The sequence below is a fragment of the Streptomyces sp. SudanB182_2057 genome (assembly GCF_964272715.1).
In the GTDB taxonomy this organism is placed as follows: domain Bacteria; phylum Actinomycetota; class Actinomycetes; order Streptomycetales; family Streptomycetaceae; genus Streptomyces; species Streptomyces rubradiris.
The window spans coordinates 8185653-8198460 of record NZ_OZ186798.1 but is presented as its reverse complement, the minus strand read 5'-3'; the positions used below and the strand labels follow the sequence as shown (position 1 = coordinate 8198460).

The window sequence follows — 12808 nt, the reverse complement described above, 5'->3', positions numbered from 1 at the left end:
CCTTCCTTCCCGCGCACACCGCGCTGATCTGCCCTTACGCCTTCACGCTAGGAGCGCGGTGAGGGGGTGCGGCGGTACACTCGGGACTCGCCATGGGGAAAAACGGACAGGTTGCGCGGCGGTCGGTCATCCGGGAGCTCGCCCTGCGGCGCACGGCCGGTTCCCCGCCGGGGCTGGAGCTGGTCGAGCTGGCGGGACTGGCCGAGCGCGCCCGCCGGCACGGCAACGATCCGCACGCGTCGCTGCGCCCGGCCTTCCACCAGATCGTCACCGTGCGGCCGGGCAGCCGTCTGACGGTCTCGGTGGACTTCACCCGCTACGAGCTGTCCGGCGGCGGCTGGCTGTGGATCCACCCCGGGCAGGTACAGCGCTGGGGCACGGACCTCCCGCGGGCCCAGGGCCTGGTGATCGCCTTCCCCGCGGGCTTCCCCGACACCGAGACGGCCGCCGCCTCGGTCGCCGGCCTGGCGACGGCCCGGGCGCCCCTCCAGCCGGACGCCCCGCACGCGGAAGGGCTGCGCCGGGCACTGGAGCACCTGCGGTACGAGTACCGGGCCATGGCCGAGCTGCCCCTGGAATCCCATGTGCAGGTGCTGCGGCATCTGCTGGCGGTACTGCTGGTGCGCCTGGCCAGGGCGTACGGGTCGGAGCCCGGCGGGCCGGCCATGAACGAGACGTTCCGCCGTTTCCACGCGGCCGTGGAGCGTGACTTCACGGTCACTCGCCGGGTGGAGGACTACGCGGCGGCACTGGGCTACAGCCGTCGCACTCTCACCCGGGCCACGCGAACCGCCACCGGTATGCCGGCCAAACGCTACATCGACGAACGCGTGGTGCTGGAGGCCAAACGGGAGCTCGCCCACGGCACGCTGACCATCACCGCCCTCGCCACCCGCCTCGGCTTCACCGACGCCAGCGACTTCACCACGTTCTTCCGGCAACGCACGGGCACCACACCGACAGCCTTCCGCGCGACGGCTCGCGGCACATGACCGCCTGGCCGCGTGATCCCCGTGGCGTCCCGGGCCGTACTACGGAGTGAGCCGGCCTCCCTCCCGCTGGTGTTCACGACATCCGGTGCCGGTGTTCATGTCGTGGTCGCCGGCCTCAGGCGCATCGTGCGCGGGCCTTCTCCGGGGGTGTTGAGACAGCGGTGGTCGCCGGGTGCGCGGTCGAGCTGGAGGCCGAGGCATGCGCCGAGGGCGAGCTGGCCGTAGTAGTTGGGGTGCAGGGACTCCTGGCGCTGTCCCTGGCCGGCGCCGGTGGTCACGAAGCGGACCCATTCGCTGGTGCGGCCCGAGGGCCGCCGGTCGGGTCCGGCCTGGACGGTGGTGGTGGAGCAGACCTCCCGGCCGTCGAAGGCGCGCGACAGGTCGAGGAATTCGGCGCCGGAGGCGCGGGCGGCGGAGGCGAGGGTGGTGCTGATCTCGGGGACGAGTTTGTCGTGGGCCCAGGTGAGGTCCTCGTCGAAGAAGGGGCAGCCGCCCTCGGTCAGGCGGTCGTACTTCTCGCCGGGATAGCGCACCCGGGCGCCGTCGGGCAGCGGTGAGGGGTAGGACTGGAGGATCAGGCGGTAGCTGCCCGCCGGGTGGCCCGCCCGGTCCATGGCGGTGGTGACGTCGGCGAGCGCGTTGACGGCCGCGGTGCGCATCTTGGGCAGCCGGGCCTTGACCTCCGGTGCCTGGGTGGGGGCGCAGGGCGTCGCGCCGAAGGGAGTGAGGAATGCCTTGGAGCAGGCGACGATGACGTCCTCGAAGCCGAGGTCGTTGCCGCCGATGGAGACGACGACAGCCCGTACCGGGTGGCCGGTGACGGCTTTCTGGAGCTGCTGGGCCTGGGACGGTTCGGACTTGAAGGGGCTGCCGCCGTGTCCCGGCAGCAGGATCGCGGTCGAGGTGGCTCCCGAGCAGGCGAGGTTGAGCCGACGGGCCCCGGCCGGGACGGGCGCGGAGTTGACCTCGGCGCTGTCGGAGCGGTTGCACCCGTTGTCGTAGGACGTGCCGTACACCCGGTGCTCGTCCGTCGCGCCGCTGGCGGCGTCGAAGGACCGGTCGGTACCGGAGTAGCCGCCGTCGCCGTCGTTGCTGTTGCCCGACCAGCGGCCCGCCTCGCCGGAGATGAAGCTGTCGCCCAGTGACACCACCCACGGTGTCTCCGCCGCCTTGCTCTGTGCGTGCGCGCCACCGCCCTGCATGAGGCCGGCCCCGCAGAGGGCGGTCACAGCGGCGGTCGCGACCGCGAGGCGTCGTCGGCCTCGCACCCAAGAATTTCGCATACCGTCCGGAATTGCCGCAGAAGAGACGGTATACGCGCCTTCGACCGTGCAGTCCCTCCAACGAGTCAGGCGATCACGGCAGGTTGACGCCGACACACACTGGGGCCCGCACTCTTCACGACTGGAGATAGCGCAGCACCGCGAGGATGCGCCGGTTGTAGCCGGTGGTGTGACTCAGGTCCAGTTTGTCGAAGACGGCGTTGAGGTTCTTCTCGATCGCGCTGACCGAGATGTGCAGCTTCTCCGCGATGGCCGTGTTGGTGTATCCCTGGGCCAGTGCCTCCAGCACGCTGTGTTCGCGCGGGGTGAGCCGGGCGAGCGGGTCGGCGTGCGTGGTGCGGACGAGCAACTGCCGTACGACCTCGGGGTCGATCACGGCCCCGCCCGCGTGGATGCGTTCCAGGGCGTCCAGGAACTCCTCCACTTGGGCCACCCGGTCCTTCAGCAGGTAGCCGACCCGCTCGGCGTTGGACGCCAGCAGCTGGACCGCGTAGGTGCGTTCGATGTGCTGTGAGAGCACCAGCACACCGGTCTCCGGCCGGCGCTCGCGGATCTCCACCGCGGCGCGCAGTCCCTCGACCGTGTGGGTGGGGGGCATCCGGATGTCGACCACGACGATGTCCGGCCGGTGCTTGTCGACCTGCTCCGGCAAGGTCACCGCGTCGCCCAAGGCCGCCACGACCTCGTGGCCTTCGTCGGCGAGCAGGCGTACCAGCCCCTCCCTCAGCAGGGCCGAGTCCTCGGCCAGGATCACGCGCATGGCAGCTCCGCGGAGACGATGGTGGGTCCCCCGAGGGGGCTTTCGACGTTCAGGACGCCGTCGAGCGCGTCGACCCGGCCGCGCAATCCGGTCAGCCCGCTGCCCGCGGGGTCCGCGCCGCCCTCGCCGTTGTCCTCGATCCGCAGGATGAGCCGTTCACCGTCGGCCTCGGCCCGCACCTCGATGGCGGTGGCGGAGGAGTGCTTGGCGGCGTTGGTGACGGCCTCGGACACCACGAAGTACGCGGCCGTCTCCACCGGCCGGGGCAAGGGTGTATCGACCTCGTACCGGATGCGCAGCGGGATGCCGCACCGTTCGGCCACGCCGCCCAGCGCCTCCCGCAGCCCCAGGCTGTCCAGCGCCGAGGGGTAGGCCCGCCAGGCCACTTCACGCAGTTCGGTGAGCACGCCCTGGGACTCCTCGTGCGCCTGCGACAGCAGCGCGTCGGTGCGTTCGGGGTCGCGGCTGCGCCGGGCCCGCCCCAGCAGCATGGCGAGGGCGACCAGGCGCTGCTGGACTCCGTCGTGCAGATCGCGTTCGATACGCCGTCGTTCGGCGTCCACCGCCCGTACCACCGCGGCGCGGCTGGCGGCGAGTTCGTCGATGCGCCGCTGGAGCAGTTCCCGCTCGGAGGGGCCGAAGCACTCGACGGCGGAGCGGGCGTCCAGGGCGGCCAGCGAGCGCAGTCCCTGGAGGTCGAGGAAGAGCAGGACGCCGCCCAGCCCCGCCTGGGTCAGCAGTTCCTCCCAGCCGAGGCTGCCCCGTGTCACGCCGTGGAGGAGCAGTGCGGCCAGTACGGTGCCGAAGCCGAGCAGTGCGATGACGACCGCGCACAGCAGTCCGGTGTAGCAGCGGACGGCGAGGTAGCGCAGGATCTTGTGGTCGGACGCCGTGTAGTGCTCGGGGAAGCGGTCCGCGAAGAACACCGTGCGGCGGCCGCGTTCGAGGGCCGCCAGGGCGCGCGCACCGGTCATGAGGAGGCCGAGGGCGTCCGCCCGGGTGCGCGGCCACAGCAGGAAGGGGCCGAGGGCGACGCCGGCGGCGAGGAAGTAGAGGGAAGCGGGCAGCGCGGTCAGGCAGCCGAGCAGGATGCCCGTACTACGGCGCCACCGGGACGGCGTCGGGGCGGCGCTCGCCTCGGCACCCGGGCCCGGGGCGCCGGGGGCTCCCGCGAGGCCGCGGGACGCCTCGCGTCTCAGGTCCTGGTGCACGGGCCCCGAGCCTAGTGCGACCGGACGGCCCGGGACAAGATCGTCCGAGTCTGCCGGCATGGACATCGCGGGGTCGCCGTGGAGCGGGCCGGGGCGCATCAGACGCGGCGGTGCTGGGCCTTGCGGCGGCCCTTGAGCCGCACGGCCAGGTACGTGACCAAGGCGGCGGCCACCAGGGCCAGAACGACCTTGCTCAGGACACCGACGGAGGTCTCCACCACGTCCCACTGGTCGCCGAGCCAGTAACCGGCCAGGACCAGGACGCTGTTCCAGATCAGGCTGCCGAGCGTGGTGAGCATGATGAAGACGGGCATCCGCATCCGTTCCAGGCCGGCGGGCACCGAGATCAGGCTGCGGAAGATCGGCACCATTCTGCCGAGGAAGACCGCCTTGGTGCCGTGCCTGGCGAACCACGCCTCGGTGCGTTCCAGGTCCGAGGTCTTCACCAGCGGCAGCCTCGCCCACAGCGCGAACATCCGCTCCCGGCCGAAGAGCATGCCGATCCAGTACAGGGCGACCGCGCCGGCCACCGAACCGAGCGTCGTCCAGAACAGTGCCGACCCGAGGCTGAGCACGCCCTGACCCGCGGCGAAACCGGTGAGGGGCAGGATCACCTCGCTCGGCAGCGGGGGGAAGAGGTTCTCCAGCGCGATGGCCAGACCGGCGCCGGGGCCGCCCATCTTGTCCACGAGGTCGGCGGCCCATCCCGCGATCCCGTCCGCGGGCTGCGAGGACAAGGCGAGAGTCAGGTGAGGCATGGCGGGTCTCCCAGGTGGCGGGTCGCGGGGGCGGGTCGTCTCCCCGACGGCTTCCAACCTAGGAATGGCGGTTCGGCCACGGTATGGGGGTTGCCGTCGGACCGCATGCTGTTCTCCGTAGGGCCCGCCCTGTGGTTTTCCGCAGGGTGGGCCCTACGAGGCTGCCGCGCTGTTCCGGCCGCCGAGCACGCGCTGGGAGTCGCCGAGCCGCGGTGAGCCGGAGGCCCGATCCGCGACCGCCCTGGACCGGGCCGCCGGCCTCGGCCGTCACAGATCCGGCCGCCGCCTTGTCTTGTCGATGTGCGCGTTGCCGCACCCGGGACCGGCGGGGTGTCGCCGGTGTCCGACGGGTCGACGCGCACTGTGGCGGACGGTGCCGGTCCCGCCCCGCCCTGCCCGAGTCGTCCTCCCGGTCACCAGTCCAGCGGCACGGTGGCGAGGTACTGGTCGAGCAGACCGGAGATGATCTCGTGGTCGCGGAGTGAGGGGTGCCAGTCGCAGCCGAGCCGGTCCAGGCCGGGGTCGTCGTAGTACCAGTAGCCCACCCGGTCGTCTCCCCGCGCGTTGCGGTCCCGGACGATGCCCCGGGCGGTGTCGGCGAAGGCGGTGCCGGACACCGCGGTGGCGCTGACCACCAGGAATGTCCTGCTGCCGTAGCGGGCCCGCAGCTTGTCCAGGAAGCCGTGGTAGGCACTGGCGTAGGCGGCGATCAGCTCGCTCTGCGTGGCCCAGGGCTCGCCCGGGCGGAGCGGGGTCGAGAAGTCGTTGATGCCGAGGCCGATGACGACGACCTGCGGCCGCCATTCGCGCGGCTTGCGCCAGACGTCGCCCGCGACGTTCAGCAGGGCCCGGTCGTAGTAGGTGCGGTAATCGGTGCCGGGGTCGCCGCCGTTGTAGTTGCGGACCATGCCGCGGCCGGAGAACGCGTTCTGCTGGTAGTCGGCGTCGAGCTTCCGCGCGGTGAGGGCGCCGAAGGCGAGGCCCGCGTGGCTGTTCCGGTCGACTCCGCCGTTGGCCGAGCAGTCACGCGTGTCCGAGGTGTTGCCGTACCCGGCGGTGTAGGAGTCGCCGATGAACTCGATCTGCCTGCTGCGCGCCGCGGGGGCGGCGAGGATCCTTCCTCCCCGGGCGGCGGCGAACCCGCCGAAGCGGCCGACGGCCCACGGGCACTCCGTCCGCTTGACGAGCCGCACGGTGTGCTCGGTGTCGGCGAGGCCTGTGATCCAGGACGTGGTGCGCCCGGGAGTCACCAGTGTGCTCACGGTCGTTCCGTCGATCTGGACGTCGTAGTCGTTGGCGGAGTCGTCGAGCACGATCCCGACTCCCCTGCCATGGAAGCGGCCTTCGAAGACGACACCGGGCCAGCTGTATCGCACCCAGCCGTCGGCTGCCTCCTTGACCCGGCCCACCGTCCGGAAGGACGGCAGGGAGCGGTGGGCGCCGGACGCCTGGGAGGGCGTGGCCGCCGCGGTGGTGACGCCCGCGGTGACGCTCGCGGCGGCGGCCGTGAGCAGTGCCCGCCGGGAGAGGTGGGGAGCGGTACGCATGAGCGGTCCTTCCGGTGTCGGGAGATCTGCGCGTGCGACGAGTACGAGAGCGCTCCCATGATGGCGGTGCGGGTGCGGCGTGGGGAGTGGGCGGTTGCGACGGGTGCGGAAGACACCGGTGTGGTGATGGGGCTGGCGGGCCGGCGAGTGGCGCTCTCCGGCTTCCTCGGCATCGGTGGCAGGCCCTGACGGGTCATAGAGTCGGCGTGTGACTGACGAAGACTCCACCTTCGACATGCTGGCCGTGCTGAGCGATCCCGTGCGCCGCCGCCTCTACCGCTACGTCGCCGCCGCCCCCGAGGAGGTGGGCCGGGACGCGGTGGCGGAGGCGGCCGGGGTCTCCCGGTCGTTGGCCGCCTTCCATCTGGACAAGCTGGTCGAGGCCGGGCTGCTCGCCGTCTCCTTCCGGCGGCTGTCCGGGCGCACCGGCCCCGGGGCGGGGCGGCCGGCGAAGCTGTACCGGCGCGCCGAGGGGGAACATGCCGTCTCCGTGCCGCCGCGGTCGTACGAGGCCGTCGGCCGGCTGCTCGCCGAGGTGCTGGAGAACGCCGGGCTGGACCGGGAGTTGCAGGCCGCGGCGAGGGCGGCGGGCGCGGCACACCCGGACGGGCCCGCCGACGACGTGGAGGCGGTGCTACGGGCCCGGGGCTACGAACCCTTCTGGGACGGGGAGACGCTGCGGCTGCGCAACTGCCCTTACCACGCGCTGGCTACGGAGTTCCCCGCCCTCATCTGCGGGATGAACCTGGCGCTCATCGAGGGCTTGGCGCACGAGCGGTGGTCACCCGCGTTGGATCCGTGCCCCGGCGGCTGCTGTGTCGCCCTTTCTAAAAATAAAAGTGATTGACGATAGAAGTCGGGCCGGGCCATGCTGTGCTCATGACTGACTCTCATCTGGCGCAGGTCAACATCGGCCGCATGGTCGCCCCGCTGGACAGCCCCGAGCTGGCCGACTTCGTCGCCCTGCAACCGGAGATCAACGCCCTTGCCGACCAGAGTCCCGGGTTCGTCTGGCGGATGGTGGACGCCGGCGGCATGGACGCGACCGGCATCCGCCCCGTCGACAACGACACGTTGCTGCTGTTCAACTGCTCGGTCTGGGAATCGGTCGAAGCGCTCCAGAGGTTCACGTACCACAGCGATCACCTTCGCGTACTGAGCCGCCGCCGGGAGTGGTTCCGCCGCATGACCGAGGCGCACCAGGCCCTGTGGTGGATCCCGGCCGGCCACCGCCCGACCGTCGACGAGGCGATGGAGCGGATCGCGATGGTGCGCGAAAACGGCCCCGGCCCGCAGGCGTTCACCTTCCGCGCCCCGTACCCGGCGCCGAGCGGGATGGCGCGGCTCTAGTACGGCTCCGTCAGGTCTGTCTCGATCTTGACGTCGTGTGTGGCCTGCTGGGCAGCGGTTGGTGGCTGGTGGCAGGTGGCGCACAACCGGTCCAGCACCTCAGGGATCCTGGAGGGCGTCGAGGGCTGGACAGCCAGTGGTCGGCGGGCGTCTCCGCGCCCCCGGGCCACTCGACCAGCGGCCGGCAGTCGGGCAGCACTCCGTCCCACCAGCCCCGTTCGGCCGAGGTGACGGCCAGGATGGGACGCTCGACGGCCTTGCCGGCCGGGCGGACGCGCACGACGGCGAAGCGGGACCGTGACTGGCCGCGCGAGCCCTGCCGCCTGGGAAGCCGATTCCCGGCCAGGGCGACGTGGTCGGCGCGGGCTGGACGATGGCGGTCCGCAAGGGCGTAACGCTGAGGTCCAGGCGCCCGGCGGCAGCCACCCCCATTGTCCGGTGGCGCTGCCACGGGGGCCGCCCGATGGCTGAGAAAGCGCTGTTGCCGACGCCGGTGAGCGGACGTGACCATCGAATGGCATCCACCGAGCGACCGGGAGATCACGCCATGACGGTCACGGCCGAACAGCCCGTGCCCTATCCGTTCAACGAGCCCGACGGACTGAGCCTGGCGGACGCGTACCAGGCGGCCCTTGAGGAACCGGGCCTGATGCGCGTACGTCTGGCGTACGGGGAGCCCGCCTGGCTGGTCACCAGGTATGCCGACGCGCGCCTGGTTCTGGGTGACCGCCGCTTCAGCAGGGCGGAGGCGCTACGGCACGACGCACCACGTCATTCGGAGGGCAGCCAGGACAGCGGCATCCTCAGCATGGACCCGCCCGGGCACACACGGCTGCGCACGCTGGTGGCGAAGGCGTTCACCGTGCACCAGGTGGAGAAACTGCGTCCGGCGGTCCGGGACCTGGCGCACCGGCTGCTCGACGAGATGGAGGCCATGGGGCAGCCCGCCGACCTCGTGGAACACTACGCGCTGCCGATCCCGGTCGCCGTCATCTGCCGCATGCTGGGAGTGCCGGAGGAGGACCGCCCCAAGTTCCGGACCTGGAGCGACGCGGCGCTCTCCACCAGCTCCCTGACGGCCGCGGAGTTGGAACGCAGCAGGCAGGAACTGCGGGCCTACATGGCCGGACTGGTGGCGGACCACCGGCGCAACCCGCGACCCGACCTGATGACGGGCCTGATCGAGGCGCGTGACACCGGTGACCGGCTGAGCGAACTGGAACTGGTCGATCTGTGCGACGGCATCCTCATCGCCGGTCACGAGACGACGGCCACCCAGATCCCCAACTTCGTGCACACGCTGCTCGACCACCCCGAGCAGATGGAGTTACTCCGCAAGAACCCCGAGCTGCTGCACGGCGCGGTCGAGGAACTCATGCGCTTCGTGCCCCTGGGCAGCGGCGCGAGCTTCCCCAGGTACGCCACCGAGGACGTGGAGGTCGGCGGTACCCTCGTCCGCGCCGGTGAGCCCGTCCTGGTCGCGATCGGCGCCGCCAACCGCGACGCGCTGAAGTTCACGGACCCCGGCCGGCTCGACATCACCCGGACCGGCGTCCAGCACCTCGGGTTCGGGCACGGGGTGCACCACTGTCTCGGCGCACCGCTCGCCAGGCTGGAGCTTCAGGAGGCTCTGGGGGCCCTGCTCGAACGCTTCCCCGGTCTGCGTCTCGCGGGCGACGTGCGCTGGAAGGACCAGATGCTGGTCCGTGGTCCGCGCGAGATGCCGGTGGGGTGGTGAGGGCGGTGTCCTGGACGACCGGGGTGGACCGCGCCCTGTGCATGGGATCGGGCATGTGCGCCGGTATCGCACCCGAGCTGTACCGGCTGGACGACGAGGGCCGGGCGGAGCCGCTCGCCGCGGACATCCCCGAGGACGAACGCGCGCTGGACGCCGCGGACTCCTGCCCGGCGACGGCGATCTCGGTACGCGCCGGGCAACGGCTGATCGGGCCACGCCCGTGAGCGGCGCGTCCGGAGCTCCCCCCGCCGTGACCGCGATGCCTCGTCGCCCGGCTTCGCGGCCGGGCGACGGCCCGGGCACCACGGCGAGGGGGCGCGGCGAGTCGGCGTAGGCGGAGAACGCTCCGGCCCTGCCGGTCTTGCCGGCTGCGGCGATGAGGAACACGGCGGTCAGCAGTCCGCGCACGCCGTAAGCGAAATAGTTCATCGTCCTGCCAGTACCCCTCCGCGTTGCGGCGCACCTAGCACGTGAGTGCCTCCGCGTCGGCGGAGGGGAGGAACCGCTCCAGCAGGGAAGTGCCGAGGTTTCCGAGCTTGTCGAGCGTGGCCAGTCCTCATTTCGACAGCCCCTCGTGTCCCGGCGGCAGACGTCCGGTGGGAAGGCGAGGGGGTCCGGGCCCGGCCCGGTGATCGGGCCCGTCACACACGAACGCGGACGCCGGGTACGCCGGCGTCCGCGGTCATCTCATCAGGTGGTCAGTCGCCCGACGGGACCTTCAGTCTGTCCCAGCTCGTCCGGCCCGGGATGCCGTCCGCGTCCTTGCCGCGGTAGCCGAGTTTCTGCTGCCAGGCCGCGTAGGACTTGCGATCGGCCTCGGTCCACTCGGGGCCCGGGCCCTTCTCGTAGCGGCCGCAGCCCTCGGCGACGAGGCGGCGGCCCATGGCGGTGATCAGGGGGGACTTCCGCCCGGTGTGGAAGAAGCCGGCGCCGGGGAAGGGCGCGTACTTGGGCTTGGGTCCGGGCTTGGGGCCGCCCGGCTCCTTGCCGCCCTTGCCCGCGAGCCGGTCGGCTATGCGGCGCCGCATGGCGTCCATGGTGAAGCCCCGCGGGTCCTGCTTGCCGGGCTGCCACTCCTTGTGGCCGATGACGGAGCGCTCCGACCACCCGTGGTGCCGGCAGATCGCGGCGGACACCTTCTCGATGGCCTCCTTCTGCACCTCGGGCCAGGGGTCCTTGCCGTCGCCCAGGTTGACGCACTCGAAGCCGTAGAAGTGCCGGTTGCCGTCGGTGTCGGCCTCGTTGTCCGGTGGAAGCGCGCTCTCGTCGACCACCGCCCGCAGCACGTCGCCGTCACCGAGACCGGCGTGGTTGGCGCGGCCGTTGCCGACGAGGTGGACGTGGCCTTCCTTGTCGATGACCCCGTGGCAGAGGGGCCCGGGCAGGCCCGCGTAGCCGTCGTAGCAGATGTTCACGGAGTTCTGGGTGCCCGAGGTGACGGTGTGGTGGATCATCACGCCGTTCACCGGGCCCCAGGGCCCCTTGGTGTTGCGGTTGTGGTTGCGCCAGTCGCGTACCTCGTGCACCGTCAGGCCCTCCGCGCGCAGGACCGCCAGCAACTTGGCCGCGCTCATCGGCTGTGCCATCACTCGTCTCCTTCCGCGGCGGCCCCCGCCGCCGCCGTGGTCTGGGAGGGGCCGGCCTCCGCGGCCCGTTCCTCGTGCGCGGCGCGGGCCTCGGCGTCCAGGGCCGCCTGATCGGCCGGGGGGACGTCCGCGGCGAGCGCGCCGAAGGCCCGGCGCAGGTCGGCGGTGCTGCCCTCGCCGGTGACCAGTGCCAGCGGGGCGAGGTGCCGGTCGATGCCCGCCGGGGCCTTCAGCAGCGGGCGGCGGGCCGCGTCCGTGTCCCACTCGACGCTTCCGGTGGCGGTGCGGGCCGGGATCAGCCAGTGGTCGCCGGTGCGGTAGGTGCCGTTCTCGGCGAAGTAGACCTGGACGCCGTCCTCCAGCGGCAGCCACCGCCCTTCGGCGAGCGGCAGGGCGCCGCCCTTCAGGGACTCGGTGCGGCCCTTGCGCCGGGGCCTTTCGCGGTGGTCCCAGCGGCGCAGGAAGGGGTGCAGGTGCGGCAGGCGTCCCACGCGCGGGTCCGGCTCGGCGGAGAGGCGGACGCGGCGGCCGGGCAGGTCCAGTTCCTCGACCCGCAGCAGGGGCAGCGCCTCCAGCCGGGAGGCGTAGGCGGTGTCGGTGACCTCGACGTGGTCGCCGACCTCCAAGCCGAGCTTGGCGTCGGGGCCCAGGGTGGCCAACTGAACCCAGGTGCCGTCGAGTTCGTCCACCGGGAAGACGGCCGAGCCGTTCTCCCGGGACCACTTGAAGGTGGCGTCGGCCGCCTCGCCGCCCGCGTGGATCTCCACCCGGTACAGCTGGTTCTCCGGGCCCCGGTAGCGGGCGTCGGGGCGGACCAGGCAGGGGTCGTCGTCGGCGTGTTCGGGCCGTTCGCCGCGGGCGGCGAGCCGGGCGGAGGGCGCGGCTTGGGCCCGGGCCCACTTGTCGAAGGCGTCGCGGACGGCGCCCGGGGACGGTTCGGCGTCGCCGAGGTCCAGCGCGGTCAGGGGCAGCGGCAGCACCTGCCAGACGACTTTGGTGCGGACGGCGGTGTCCGGGAGCGCGGCGCCGAGGGCGACCTCGCGGAGCGCCGGGTCCTCGGCCGCCGAGACCGTCCGCTCCCACACCTGGAGGTAGACGAGGAAGGGCGACCGGGCGGGCGAGGGCAGGCGGTCGCCGGGCCGTTCCGGGTCGCGGAAGCCGTCGGGCTGGTTCCAGTAGTCCCAGTGGGCGTCCGTCCCGGCGGGCTGCCGCGGTGCGGTGTCCTCGTCCGGTACGGGGACGCCGGGCGCGGGGCGGTCCGCGTCGCACAGGATGCCGTCCACGTAGTAGCGGCCGCCGTGGATGTGCAGGGTGTCGATGTCGTGCTTGCCGCCCACGTATTCGATGCGGAAGCCGCAGGCGTCGGCGGGTCCGCCGTGCCGGCCGATGAGGTCGGCGGCGAGGGTGCGGGCCTGGTGGAGCTGGATGGCGGTCTGTTCGTTGAGGTCGGCGTCCAGTTGTACCCGGCCCTGCTGGGCGAGGACCGCGGAGTAGTGCCGCTCCGGGCGGAAGGTGGCGCGGGAGAGGTCGGCGTGCATGAAGGGGGTCCCCCCTGGTTCGGAAGTCTGCGGGTGGGTCGTACG

At 72.3% G+C, this 12808-nt stretch carries 12 protein-coding genes; 5 read left to right on the top strand and 7 right to left on the bottom strand.

Going from position 1 to position 12808, the window contains the following annotated elements; all coding sequences use genetic code 11:
* The first annotated feature begins 92 nt into the window (after positions 1–92).
* Positions 93–992 (top strand): helix-turn-helix domain-containing protein, encoded by a 900-nt coding sequence (locus ACSURM_RS36375; RefSeq protein WP_436960297.1) that lies wholly within the window; start codon positions 93–95, stop codon positions 990–992.
* Positions 993–1087: 95 nt separating this feature from the next.
* On the opposite strand, the gene ACSURM_RS36370 is transcribed toward ACSURM_RS36375, so the two are convergent.
* The 5 genes from ACSURM_RS36370 to ACSURM_RS36350 form a co-directional block, all read right to left on the bottom strand.
* On the bottom strand, positions 1088–2260 hold the full coding sequence (locus ACSURM_RS36370; protein ID WP_436960295.1) for an SGNH/GDSL hydrolase family protein: 1173 nt from the start codon (positions 2258–2260) through the stop codon (positions 1088–1090).
* A 130-nt stretch (positions 2261–2390) separates the two neighbouring features.
* Positions 2391–3035, bottom strand: a complete 645-nt coding sequence (locus ACSURM_RS36365; protein ID WP_436960293.1) for a response regulator transcription factor — start codon at positions 3033–3035, stop codon at positions 2391–2393.
* Positions 3026–4246 carry a sensor histidine kinase gene (locus ACSURM_RS36360; protein ID WP_436960291.1) on the bottom strand — a complete coding sequence of 407 codons (1221 nt, stop codon included), beginning with the start codon at positions 4244–4246 and terminating at the stop codon, positions 3026–3028. The genes ACSURM_RS36365 and ACSURM_RS36360 overlap by 10 nt, the downstream gene beginning before the upstream one ends.
* Positions 4247–4344: 98 nt before the next feature.
* Positions 4345–5004 (bottom strand): DedA family protein, encoded by a 660-nt coding sequence (locus ACSURM_RS36355; protein ID WP_436960289.1) that lies wholly within the window; start codon positions 5002–5004, stop codon positions 4345–4347.
* Positions 5005–5417: 413 nt separating this feature from the next.
* The gene (locus ACSURM_RS36350) at positions 5418–6551 is read right to left on the bottom strand and encodes an SGNH/GDSL hydrolase family protein (protein ID WP_436960287.1); all 1134 of its coding nucleotides are present in this window, start codon (positions 6549–6551) and stop codon (positions 5418–5420) included.
* Positions 6552–6759: 208 nt separating this feature from the next.
* Here ACSURM_RS36350 and ACSURM_RS36345 point away from each other — a divergent pair, with 208 nt between their 5' ends.
* The 4 genes from ACSURM_RS36345 (at position 6760) to ACSURM_RS36330 (ending at position 9863) form a co-directional block, all read left to right on the top strand.
* Complete coding sequence (locus ACSURM_RS36345; protein ID WP_436960285.1) at positions 6760–7398, top strand: helix-turn-helix transcriptional regulator; 639 nt, start codon at positions 6760–6762, stop codon at positions 7396–7398.
* A gap of 32 nt (positions 7399–7430) precedes the next feature.
* Positions 7431–7901 (top strand): DUF3291 domain-containing protein, encoded by a 471-nt coding sequence (locus ACSURM_RS36340; RefSeq protein WP_436960283.1) that lies wholly within the window; start codon positions 7431–7433, stop codon positions 7899–7901.
* Positions 7902–8448: 547 nt separating this feature from the next.
* Positions 8449–9639 (top strand): cytochrome P450, encoded by a 1191-nt coding sequence (locus ACSURM_RS36335; protein ID WP_436960281.1) that lies wholly within the window; start codon positions 8449–8451, stop codon positions 9637–9639.
* Complete coding sequence (locus ACSURM_RS36330; protein WP_229926847.1) at positions 9636–9863, top strand: ferredoxin; 228 nt, start codon at positions 9636–9638, stop codon at positions 9861–9863. Before ACSURM_RS36335 ends, ACSURM_RS36330 begins: the two co-directional genes overlap by 4 nt.
* 474 nt (positions 9864–10337) lie before the next feature.
* Here the strand turns inward: ACSURM_RS36330 and ACSURM_RS36325 are convergent, their stop codons facing one another.
* Together ACSURM_RS36325 and ACSURM_RS36320 are read right to left on the bottom strand one after the other, a co-directional pair.
* The gene (locus tag ACSURM_RS36325; protein WP_436960278.1) at positions 10338–11225 is read right to left on the bottom strand and encodes a peptidoglycan-binding protein; all 888 of its coding nucleotides are present in this window, start codon (positions 11223–11225) and stop codon (positions 10338–10340) included.
* Positions 11225–12763, bottom strand: coding sequence for a DUF6519 domain-containing protein (locus ACSURM_RS36320; protein WP_436960277.1), 1539 nt, complete (start codon positions 12761–12763; stop codon positions 11225–11227). Before ACSURM_RS36320 ends, ACSURM_RS36325 begins: the two co-directional genes overlap by 1 nt.
* Between the last annotated feature and the right edge of the window lie 45 nt (positions 12764–12808).

Excerpts from the sequence above, each read along its gene's own strand:
- ACSURM_RS36375 (WP_436960297.1), top strand. The coding sequence starts at position 93 with ATGGGGAAAAACGGACAGGTTGCGCGGCGGTCGGTCATCCGGGAGCTC.
- ACSURM_RS36365 (WP_436960293.1), bottom strand. The coding sequence starts at position 3,035 with ATGCGCGTGATCCTGGCCGAGGACTCGGCCCTGCTGAGGGAGGGGCTG.
- ACSURM_RS36355 (WP_436960289.1), bottom strand. The coding sequence starts at position 5,004 with ATGCCTCACCTGACTCTCGCCTTGTCCTCGCAGCCCGCGGACGGGATC.
- ACSURM_RS36350 (WP_436960287.1), bottom strand. The coding sequence starts at position 6,551 with ATGCGTACCGCTCCCCACCTCTCCCGGCGGGCACTGCTCACGGCCGCC.
- ACSURM_RS36340 (WP_436960283.1), top strand. The coding sequence starts at position 7,431 with ATGACTGACTCTCATCTGGCGCAGGTCAACATCGGCCGCATGGTCGCC.
- ACSURM_RS36335 (WP_436960281.1), top strand. The coding sequence starts at position 8,449 with ATGACGGTCACGGCCGAACAGCCCGTGCCCTATCCGTTCAACGAGCCC.
- ACSURM_RS36325 (WP_436960278.1), bottom strand. The coding sequence starts at position 11,225 with ATGGCACAGCCGATGAGCGCGGCCAAGTTGCTGGCGGTCCTGCGCGCG.
- ACSURM_RS36320 (WP_436960277.1), bottom strand. The coding sequence starts at position 12,763 with ATGCACGCCGACCTCTCCCGCGCCACCTTCCGCCCGGAGCGGCACTAC.